This is a genomic window from Acinetobacter sp. L-24 (genome assembly GCF_056857555.1).
This window is the reverse complement of sequence record NZ_JBSXNI010000013.1, coordinates 1-10,101: the sequence shown is the minus strand read 5'-3', so window position 1 is coordinate 10,101 and position 10,101 is coordinate 1. Positions and strand designations below refer to the sequence as shown.

Here is a 10,101-nt window from a genome sequence, read left to right as displayed (position 1 = left end):
TCCAGTTCCCGGGTTTTATCCGTGAAGCCTTCGGGAGTGAGCTTGCGAGTGCTCATCAGGATATGGGCGTGATAATTGCGTTCATCGCTGCCGGATCCAGTATGCGGTGCATGGATACAGGCATCGACGGCCACCTGATGTCTGTCCACGATACTGGCGCATAGTTCTTCGAGCATGGCCAGGCGTTGTTCCTGATTTAATTCCCTTGGAAAGGCAATTTCAAATTCCCGGGCGACTGTCGAGTTTTTTCGGGTTTCCCGTTGTTCAACTTCGTTCCAGAGTTTTTCCCTGTTTTTTAGATGCTTTGGTGCGTCTTCGGGTAAATAAATTTCTTTATATTCCACGCCAGTTTTTCGGCTGTAGTCATGTTCTCGGCCTTCACGTTCACAATAGATCTTTTCACCTGCGCGATATGCAATCGCAGCAGTGGCAGAACGTCCTGCGGATCGTGCTACGGTTTTGACTGAAAAGTGGTAAATCGCCATGCCTATTTTTCGCTTTTAAATTTTCACGTAGTGAAATACAACCGTGCCTACGGTTGTCGGGGTATTGGGGAGACCCCAATCGGACTTGCACACGAAGTTTGCATAAGTGCGCTCTTCGAGGAAAACATTACTATACATATAGCACCTTGAATGCATATTCAAGTGCGCTCTTCGAGGAAAACATTACTATACATATAGCACCTTGAATGCATATTCAAGTGCGCTTATGTTAGGGATGGTTTCCCAGGATGATGGTATTGGATTAATGAGCGTTACTGAAACACTAGACAGCAAAATTAAAGCCCAGGAAGAAAAGCTGAAACAGCTTAAAGCTCAAAGACAGGCAGCACTTGCAAGAGAACGTGCTAAAGAGAAAGAACAGGCTCGTAAAGATGATACTAGACGCAAAATTCTAATCGGATCTTGTATGCTAAAAATCACTGAAGAAGATGAACAGGCCCGGGCAAAATTGATTGCACAGATGGACAAGTATTTGACTGATGAACGTGATCGTAAGCTCTTTAATTTATAAGTGATAGGAAATCAATCATGGCATTGAGCCAATTCGATATTATTAAGTCTTTAGGTGAATCTATTGAATGGTTTGAAAAAGAACTCTCTTGGGGAATGCCTATTGCAGAATTAAGGCATTTAACAGGAAGAATTGGGGAACTTTATGTAGCTATGATGACCTTAGGACAATTAGCTGATTCAGTTAATCAGAGAGGTTATGATGTAGTTTCCAGTACTGGACGGCTTTGTTGCACAAAGATATCATAACTATATGATTTTAAAAGTTTTGATTATTTTTTGATCCAAAATTAAATTTATTTAAATCAGATGCTTACATATTTATGCAACAAAGCCTCATTTTAAGGGATGTTATCAAGTGCTACAAAATTTTTTTGAAAAGAGTAGATTTTTAGTTATTATAGTTATTATAAATTGCATAATATCTTCTATTTTTTTATATTTATCAACTATATATCTTCTAATTGATGCAATAATTTTTATTATAAAAAATATATATGCAACTAATTTTGAAGTAAAAATAGTTGTTGTTAAATTTTTAAAAATCCTCGATGTCTCGTTAATTGCTATTACATTTCATTTAATTTCAGCAGGTTTTTATAAATTATTTATTCAACAAGCTATTTTTGACAATAGTTCTTTTCTTAAGACACTATCAATTAATAAGTTTCATGATCTAAAAGTTATTATATTACATGTATCTATTGTAGTTATAGTCATCTTGTTTTTAGAAGATCTTGTTGTTTTTGGTGGAACTTTAGCCAACTTATATGCTGGTATTTCTTCTAGCCTAGTCATATTAGCAATAATTTTTACTTGTAAGCTATTCGATAATGATCATCACAAAGACGATGAATAACTTAAATCGCAAGGACTCATTTATAATTACTCTTTTATTTGAGCATTTAATTGAAGTTAAGATTAGAGATCGTCATGTATTGAGAAAAAATGTCTGATTCAAACTTCACTAAACTCAAAATTGCGTCAAAGATTGCAGCTTCAAATAGAAATACTGCACTCTTTCTTTAATCAAAAAATCTGCATGCTTGGTTTTTCCATAAGAAAAAAACCAAAAAATGATCCAATATTCTTAGAAACTGCCAAAAATTTTCTAAAAAAATCCCGATCAGGATTCGGAACTTTTCTAACTCCAAATGGCTTTGTTGCACAAACCTAGCCATTCTGAATTAAAAAAGCTGGATGAATACTTTGTTGGGCTGAATGTGATTTCGGTTGAGAAAGCAAATTCAAGTTTTATTTTTCGTTGTGACGGCTTAGACAGCCCTGAAAAAATTATTCTAGCTAATAATTTATTAGAGGAAATTAATCAAAAAATCTATTCTAATTATAGATTAATTTAAATTTTCCTAAAGTTTTTAGAAAATCAAAAATGGGAGCTTAAACTCCCATTTTTATTAATGATTTTTTAAATCTTTTAACATTGCTTCACGCAGAATTTTATTCATGCGTGTCTGATAGCCTTTCCCTTGTGCTTTTAACCATGCAAGTACATCAGCATCAAGACGAACAGAGGTTTGTTGCTTTACTGGACAATAAAATTGCCCATGACGAATAGCATTACTTCAGTCTGTAATTTCAGGAATATCTGATAGATCTAATAGCTCATCTGGTACATGTTTCGTATAAGCACCATTATGTTAAATGGGGGGATTTATGAATTCTGAATATATCTTTATATGTAATAAATATTGACAATGAGCATATCTTCTCATACTCATATAAGCACAAGTATAAGCAGGGGAAAACTATGGACGTTCTATTTTCGAATTTTTTAGATAAACCTGTTTGGATGTGGATTTTCTTTATCCTTATTGTACTTGTCCTGCTTATTCTAGATCTTGGAGTATTTCATCGTAAGGTAAGAGAGATTGGTGTTAAAGAAAGCTTAGCACTATCAGCATTTTATATTACATTAGGTTTACTTTTCGGCGCATGGGTGTGGTGGTATCTCGGACCCACGGCAGGGATTAACTATGTAACCGGTTTTGTAATTGAAAAATCATTAGCGATGGATAATATCTTTGTCATTGCAATGATTTTTTCATATTTCTCGATACCAAGAATTTATCAGCATAGAGTCTTATTTTGGGGAATTATAGGTGTAATTTTTCTAAGAGCTATCATGATTGGCGTGGGCGCAACACTGGTCAGCCAATTTTCATGGGTTCTTTATATATTTGCAGCCTTTCTTATTTTTACAGGGATAAAAATGTGGCTAAGTGTTGATAAAGAATATGAAGTCGGAAATTCTCCTATTTTGAACTTTATTAAAAAAAGATTTCGTGTCACTGAGCAGCTTCATGCAGAGAAGTTCTGGGTGAAAAAGATTGATCCAAAAACTAACCAATTAACCTGGTTTATGACACCACTTTTTCTAGCCTTGATCATGATTGAATTTGTAGATCTGATCTTTGCAATAGATAGTGTTCCTGCGATTTTTGCGATTACGACAGATCCATTTATTGTTTATACTTCAAATATTTTCGCAATTTTGGGATTACGTGCTTTATATTTTGCCCTATCAGCAATGGTCGACCGCTTCCATTATTTGAAGTACGCATTAGCAGTATTGTTAGTCTTTATTGGATCAAAAATTTTTATAGCTGATGGATTAGGTATAGCAAAAATTCCACCGCCAGTCTCCCTTTCGATCACGTTCATCATCTTGTTTACAGGAATTCTATACTCTCTTTGGAAAACAAAAGATCAAAGTACTCATAGGTAAAAATTACAATCCTTTAAATAATTAATAGCTACCAATAAAACAGTGGCTGTTAATTATTCTGATTATAAGTTTTCCTAAAATTAACATAATACTGATTATGCGAAACGTGAGCCTATAGCTCTCGTTTTTTCGCTCTAAAACTGCTAAAATTCTTATACGCCATTGACGTACTTAAACCTATGCTATTCATTGAAACCAGTATTTTTACCAAGCAAATCAAAGAGCTTGTAAGTGATGAAGAGTATCGTCAGCTCCAGCAAGATCTCTTGGTACAGCCTGATAAAGGTGACTTAATCAAGAATGGCGGTGGCATTCGTAAAGTACGCTGTGCTCAAGGTAATAAAGGTAAAAGTGGCGGTATCCGTGTGATCTATTACTGGGTCACAGAAGATGATCAGATATTTTTCTTGGTGGCTTATCCAAAGTCTACGAAAGATAACCTGACAGACAAAGAGACCTCTATTTTGCGTCAATTAGTGAAGGAGCAATTTCATGGATAACAACTTATTTGATGATCTGGTTGCTTCAATCAAAGAAGCTGGTGCCATCAAACGCAATGAAATGAAAGCAAGCCGGGTAACTGAGCTTGAATTGCCGGATATTAAGGAAGTACGTGAGAAGACAGGCTTAACCCAAGCTGAATTTGCTGCACGTTTGCATATCAGTGCCAGAACCCTGCAAAACTGGGAACAAGGCCGTCGCTATCCAACTGGTCCTGCAGCAACGCTGATCCGCATTCTAGATGCTCATCCAACCCTGATTTAAAAAATTAGATAATAAAAAACCCCAGCATCCTGCCGGGGTTTCTCATATTGGGTTGCTAGGTATGACTCCTGTCTTACCTCACGCTCCTGGTGCGATCTTTCTTATTCTTGTTGTTTGGAACATCCTGTTCTCTATGACTTCATCATAGGAAAATTCACCTATCCTGGATAGCCGCAAAGGGCCGAGTTTTATGTGAGCCAAAGCGTACAAAATAGCCTAAATTTTATCCACAGCAATTGGGGATAGTTTCGGATCCTAGAAGCCGATGAAATGGGCGCTGATTGCTAAATCGATCGTTTTTTAATCAAATTTACTGGCGAAATGTTACAGATTCGCTTAAAAACTCACCAACTTATTACAAAAGCCGATTTTTTGCCTTTTCTTAGTCATGACTAAAATTTTAAGTTATTGATTTAAATATTAATATACAGGTGTACTTCGTATAATCGCCATTATGTTAAATAAATGCTTCTGTTGATCCTTTTACTCTGTATTTCATATGTAAAGTTTGGCTCTTTAGCCCATTCTTTTTTAAATATGCTTTCATTTCAGAAGTAAAAGTCCTTTTTACTTTATTGAACTCATGAACTTTAATTAATTTATCTTTTTTAACTTCTTGAATAAGTTTCTGTGTTGTTTGAAGCTTATTCACTCTAGAAAATTCTCCCATCATCATTAATTCTTTATGCTGATTCGTAAGAATTAACTTCTGTTGTGAAAGAAAATATAAAGTTCCACTTCCAATTAAAAAAAATAGAAAAATTGCACTAATAATTAATTTCATAATTATCTCAATAAGCTCCTATACCAGCTTGTTCAAAAATACTTCTTAATGTTCCTATATCGAGATCACCATGATCTGGAATGGTAATTTTTCCTTTTTTAATAGGATGTTTGAAATGCTTATGGCTACCCTTTTGGCTATCGAAATACCAACCAAGAGATGTAACTAGTTTTAAAACCTGTTTTGCTTTCAATCTTCTAAATTTCATACCAATACCCCTAAAACATTGGGGCCCCTAGGGCCCCCGTTCTATCTTAGAAAAAGATAGGCGGAATCGGTGGGAAGAAAACCTCAATTGGACTTTTTGTATTAGAAAAAATATTCATATCTCTTATTTCCAGTTAATTATTCACAATGTCTTTAACAACTTCTTTAGCTACTTCTGCCGCGATATCAATTAATACATCCCACATTTTTGGTCTCCTGATGTGTTGGTCTGTAATTCAATAATAGCTCTTTAAGGAACTAAATCAACCACAAGTGATCTAAATAAGTATCAATTGATCAAAAAACATACTAATATTGGTGATAATTGGTTTAATTAAATTACATTTGAGACTTTTTGTTTTTTGTTTTATAGTAGGTGAATCTTATATGTAGGACGTAATGATGAACTTTGAATATAAAGCCTCATTCAATGTGGTTTTTGGTTCTTGTTTCTCAATAGCAAGACACATTTTTTTATCAGCTAATATGAGTCAATCAGAGTTTTCGGAAGAGATAGGTTTTAATCGACGGTTGTTATCTAAATATGAATTAGGAACATCAAACATTTCATATGCTACATATATTTATATGTGGGAATGTTTAAGTGTTGATAGGGAAATTGCTGATGAGATACTACAAAAAGTTATCCAAGGCTTAGCTCAGAAAGGTATATATGTATATTTGAGTCTAGATAATATTTCTTTGACAAATAATGATTCGGAAACGCTTCAAAAAAACTATGTAAAAAACAGCTATCTTTATATTCAGGATTGGTTCGGGTTCAAATATGATTTTGAAATAGAAGATAAATTCCATACTCTTGAATCTATCGACTATAAAAAATTAGATGAACTTATTGAAATTATATTTAGAAGTAATAATTTCTATCAACTGACAAGGGAATACAGGATAAATCTGAGAAATAAACAAATTAAAAAATTACAAGATGAACTCCATGATTTAAAAATTGATTATGTAAGCTTATCTTTAGATGAGAATTTTTCACCTAAAAGTTTTGATCAATTAGAACAGGTTGAAAGGAATTTACTCCTTAATAAAATGAAGGAAATTAGTGACAGAATAAATAAGTTAACACCTGAGAGAGATCGTAGAATAAGAGTAAGAAATCATACGAGTGGCATTATTTATAATCGAGATCGAAGAAGTGTAGATGAGAGCATATTTTGGGATGAAGAATCATATTAATGATTCCTAAAATTAACATAATACACCTTATACGAAATGCTCTTTTTATTACTTTAAAAATCAATTTCTTATATACTATTGAAAAGCCCATTTACCCTCAAATGGGCTTTTTTGTCGATTCTTCACGTTCCACGATCACTTAATGACCAATGTTCCACGGTTTTATTCAGTTTCAATAAACATCATCCGGTTTTTTGAGGAGTCATTATTTCATGTGCTTGCACTGAAATTGGCTCATCAAAAAATTGGAGTCCTAGCTAACCATAGGGAAGGAAAAAACGGCTCAGGAAGCTTCTCTTCTTAGGTTCAGGCTCAACGTGTTCTGGAACAGGGATACGTTTATTCTCTGAAGTAGTCAATCCGTCCTCTTTAAGGTTTTTTGAAGGAATATTGGTAGTTATATCATCTGAGTTAGGTGAGATCTTACTTTCAATATTCTCTTTATTTAAATCAATATTGGATTTTAGGGGCTTCATTTCAATTAGTGTAAGAAGCGTATCGATACGAGCATTAGCTTTAGTCTCTCTATCTTCTGCTTTTTCTAATTGTTTCTTCAAAAAATCGATTTGATTTTTTAATTCTATAACTGTTTTATCAGTGTATTCAGGTGTATCTAGGTTTTGTATTTGAGGTGTATCAATACGTTTTGACTGTTTGCCACTAAACGGTTCACCATATACTCTTAATAACTCTGAAAAGTCTATAAAGCCATCATGATCACGGCTTAATACCCCATTTTTTATATCTTTATAAAGTGTCGCTCTAGATTTTTTATACAGTGTGGCAGCATCACTAACACTGTATTTTGTACTTGTTTTCATAGTGTATTACTGTGTATTTAAGATACGTATTGTTGAATACAATAAGTGTATTCTTCAATACACTCAAGGTTTGAAGCCTAAGTTCCGTAAGTAAGGTAAAAACGGCTTCTGTTGTTTTGGATCTCTCAATTTTTCTTTGATTTTTGAAGCTAATATTTCATAGCTCTCACCCTCAAGTGCTAAATGAGATAGTTCATGTAGACGTGATAGTTGATTACCAAACATATTTATCTGAGCATCTGTTAACTTATAGAACTCTTTCGGTATGTCTTTACTTTCCTGACCAATACTTCTTGTTTTTTCTTTAAAAGAAAAAGTAATGTGAGTAACTTTACGACCTGTTTTTTTCTGCTCATAAGTCACACGTAAAGGGCTGTATTCATTTATTTGATCTACAGCAGTATCAATTACTCTTTTTTTAAAATCAGCAAATAACGGATACTTTTTACCTAGTTCCAGCATGGTTCTTAGAGTATCAACAGAGATTTCACGCTTACCTATTTGTCTGTATTGCACTAGTAACTCATAAATACGGATACCGTACCCACTGTTGATACCTGCAATATCAGATAGAGCATATTTCGTAAACTCTCTACTGAGGTTTGATATAAAGGGCAAAATTGGTTTTGAAAAGCGAATACCAATGACACTTTGACTATCTAAAAACTGCACCTCTTGTACCCATCTCATTTTAATAGATTTATCGTCCACAGAAAGGTTGATAGATCTTTCATAAAGTCTATTAATCCCTTCTTTTAAATCTCTATAGGCTGTTTTTTCGTGTACTCCTAGGAGCTGTAATTCATTAACACTCACTGGGTATAACTCATCATCTGTGATGGGTTGATTCTTTGGAATACGTGAAATGGCTGCTAAGACAATACGTTGCTCTACGGCACTTAATTGATATGAAGCTTCTATAACTTGATTTGATTTTACAACTTGATTCTTATCCAAAATAAAACCATTTAATTTTTAATATATGACAAATATATACTTGTCATAGTTAGTAGTCAATCCGTCATAGTTAAGTAGTCAATCCGTCATAGTTAGTAGTCAATCCGTCATATTTAAATGCTAAAACCATTGCTATTAAAGGCATACAGAGGGCTGAAAAGATTTAAAAGATTTAAAAATAATTAAAAAAGGAAATTTGAAAAATTGCCCTCGGTTTTCGCTTCGCTCAAACTCTATTGAATCTCGCTTTCGCTCGATTCGTCGGGGCAATTTTTGGTTCATATTTTCGTGAATTTGAGAAAAAGCAAAAGCAAGATCAAAAGCAACTCGGAATTCGCTTCGCTCATCAGCTTTTTTACTCGCTGCGCTCGATTTAGCAATCAAACTTGGAAAGTTCGCACCCATTCGGGATGCTCTGCGATGCAGGTGATTAATGGATAGGGAGCTTGTAATCAGGGAAAGGAAAGGGCAAATTTTCTCAGTTCGCTCGTAGACACTCGCTCTGTTTATCGACTCATGCCCCGAGATTTCATTCTAGGCGCATGTTGCTGTGCTTTGAGCTGTTGTTCTTGTCTGAGTTTCATCTGTTGTTCTGCTTTAATCTCATCCACACATTTTTTAATGACTTGATAGGATGGGTATAGAGTCTGGTATTGCTTGGCTTTGGCCGGATGTTGTTGTTGGTACTGCTTCCAGGCATGTTCTTTGAACTTTTCATTGTCTAATAAGTCCTTCACACCATGTTTTTTCTGGTGTTCATGCTGACCTTTCAGCTTTTTGTGTTCCTGGTAAATCTCGTCACGTTGGGCTTCCCAGGCTTTTTTTCCAAACAGTAAGGGTTTGTTCTGGGTTAATTCGTTGTGTTGATCGACCAGGCTTTGTAATTTGTCATGACTTTGCTTGAGTCCGTTTTTCACGATCTCCTGGGCGAGCTGCTGATTGAACTCGTTTTGATGTTTGTGTTGCTTGCTCAGGGTCTTTTCGGCCTTCTCTAGATGCTGCTGCATGAAATCCAGGTCTAGATTCGCGTCTTTTGCGCTGATTTCGCGTTTTAGCACTTTGCCAAGGGTTTCCCTCTGTTTTTCCTCGAATAGGGCTTTTTCGTCAATTGGTGGTGTTTTAGCGCTATTTTTGATTTGGATCTGCTGTTCAGTTTTAAGTGTACTGAGTTTGATCTCATTTTCAGCAATCAGCAGATCCATATTTTTGCCGTATTGTAGCTGGGCCTGATTTCTCTGTTTGATTTCATCATTGCTTCGGCTGATTTCGGTCTCAATCCCTTTTCGGCGCAGTTCGGTGACTTTCGGCCCTTCGTGCAGGGTGGCTTCCAGACCATTCTCCTGGTCTTTGTAGCTGCGGTGGTCGACTCGGGCGGTGTATCCGGCCGTGTCGAGGTGCATATTGCAGATATCGGCAAAGTGTTCGCGCCAGTGTTCGATTTCTCCACTGTGTTTCTGATCCAGTTCCCGGGTTTTATCCGTGAAGCCTTCGGGAGTGAGCTTGCGAGTGCTCATCAGGATATGGGCGTGATAATTGCGTTCATCGCTGCCGGATCCAGTATGCGGTGCATGGATACAGGCATCGACGGCCACCTGATGT

The 10,101-nt window shown here is 35.5% G+C and carries 14 protein-coding genes and 1 pseudogene; 7 read left to right on the top strand and 8 right to left on the bottom strand.

The window, feature by feature from the left end:
- Positions 1-485 (bottom strand): MobQ family relaxase (gene mobQ / locus AC13CK_RS00630; protein WP_482830877.1); only part of this gene is annotated, 485 nt, incomplete at its 3' end.
- A 265-nt stretch (positions 486-750) separates the two neighbouring features.
- Between mobQ and AC13CK_RS00625 the strand changes: the two genes are divergently transcribed.
- The 3 genes from AC13CK_RS00625 (at position 751) to AC13CK_RS00615 (ending at position 1,875) form a co-directional block, all read left to right on the top strand.
- Complete coding sequence (locus AC13CK_RS00625; RefSeq protein ID WP_006581723.1) at positions 751-1,017, top strand: hypothetical protein; 267 nt, start codon at positions 751-753, stop codon at positions 1,015-1,017.
- A gap of 17 nt (positions 1,018-1,034) precedes the next feature.
- A complete protein-coding gene (locus tag AC13CK_RS00620; protein ID WP_005108773.1) occupies positions 1,035-1,265 on the top strand; it encodes a hypothetical protein in 231 nt (76 codons plus the stop codon).
- A 109-nt stretch (positions 1,266-1,374) separates the two neighbouring features.
- Positions 1,375-1,875, top strand: a complete 501-nt coding sequence (locus tag AC13CK_RS00615; protein WP_005108772.1) for a YqhA family protein — start codon at positions 1,375-1,377, stop codon at positions 1,873-1,875.
- Between the two features lie 556 nt (positions 1,876-2,431).
- On the opposite strand, the pseudogene AC13CK_RS00610 reads toward AC13CK_RS00615, so the two are convergent.
- Positions 2,432-2,650: pseudogene (locus AC13CK_RS00610) on the bottom strand (BrnA antitoxin family protein); the annotation flags it as partial.
- Positions 2,651-2,784: 134 nt separating this feature from the next.
- Here AC13CK_RS00610 and AC13CK_RS00605 point away from each other — a divergent pair.
- From AC13CK_RS00605 to nadS, 3 genes are all read left to right on the top strand, one after another.
- The gene (locus tag AC13CK_RS00605; protein WP_004761028.1) at positions 2,785-3,762 is read left to right on the top strand and encodes a TerC family protein; all 978 of its coding nucleotides are present in this window, start codon (positions 2,785-2,787) and stop codon (positions 3,760-3,762) included.
- A gap of 179 nt (positions 3,763-3,941) precedes the next feature.
- Positions 3,942-4,262, top strand: a complete 321-nt coding sequence (locus AC13CK_RS00600; RefSeq protein ID WP_004755868.1) for a type II toxin-antitoxin system RelE/ParE family toxin — start codon at positions 3,942-3,944, stop codon at positions 4,260-4,262.
- Complete coding sequence (gene nadS / locus AC13CK_RS00595) at positions 4,255-4,527, top strand: NadS family protein (RefSeq protein ID WP_004896911.1); 273 nt, start codon at positions 4,255-4,257, stop codon at positions 4,525-4,527. Before AC13CK_RS00600 ends, nadS begins: the two co-directional genes overlap by 8 nt.
- 457 nt (positions 4,528-4,984) lie before the next feature.
- On the opposite strand, the gene AC13CK_RS00590 is transcribed toward nadS, so the two are convergent.
- Positions 4,985-5,311 (bottom strand): hypothetical protein, encoded by a 327-nt coding sequence (locus AC13CK_RS00590; protein ID WP_482830876.1) that lies wholly within the window; start codon positions 5,309-5,311, stop codon positions 4,985-4,987.
- Positions 5,312-5,318: 7 nt separating this feature from the next.
- A complete protein-coding gene (locus AC13CK_RS00585; protein WP_482830875.1) occupies positions 5,319-5,519 on the bottom strand; it encodes a type II toxin-antitoxin system HicA family toxin in 201 nt (66 codons plus the stop codon).
- A 398-nt stretch (positions 5,520-5,917) separates the two neighbouring features.
- Here AC13CK_RS00585 and AC13CK_RS00580 point away from each other — a divergent pair, with 398 nt between their 5' ends.
- Complete coding sequence (locus AC13CK_RS00580; protein ID WP_482830874.1) at positions 5,918-6,724, top strand: helix-turn-helix domain-containing protein; 807 nt, start codon at positions 5,918-5,920, stop codon at positions 6,722-6,724.
- Positions 6,725-6,981: 257 nt separating this feature from the next.
- On the opposite strand, the gene AC13CK_RS00575 is transcribed toward AC13CK_RS00580, so the two are convergent.
- The 4 genes from AC13CK_RS00575 to AC13CK_RS00560 all read right to left on the bottom strand — a co-directional run.
- Positions 6,982-7,545, bottom strand: a complete 564-nt coding sequence (locus AC13CK_RS00575; RefSeq protein WP_005108779.1) for a plasmid replication DNA-binding protein — start codon at positions 7,543-7,545, stop codon at positions 6,982-6,984.
- 63 nt (positions 7,546-7,608) lie between these two features.
- Complete coding sequence (repM, locus tag AC13CK_RS00570) at positions 7,609-8,502, bottom strand: replication initiation protein RepM (RefSeq protein WP_005108776.1); 894 nt, start codon at positions 8,500-8,502, stop codon at positions 7,609-7,611.
- Positions 8,503-8,637: 135 nt separating this feature from the next.
- On the bottom strand, positions 8,638-8,907 hold the full coding sequence (locus AC13CK_RS00565; RefSeq protein ID WP_051062145.1) for a hypothetical protein: 270 nt from the start codon (positions 8,905-8,907) through the stop codon (positions 8,638-8,640).
- Between the two features lie 101 nt (positions 8,908-9,008).
- A partial coding sequence (locus AC13CK_RS00560; RefSeq protein WP_482830873.1) for a MobA/MobL family protein occupies positions 9,009-10,101 on the bottom strand: 1,093 nt, incomplete at its 5' end.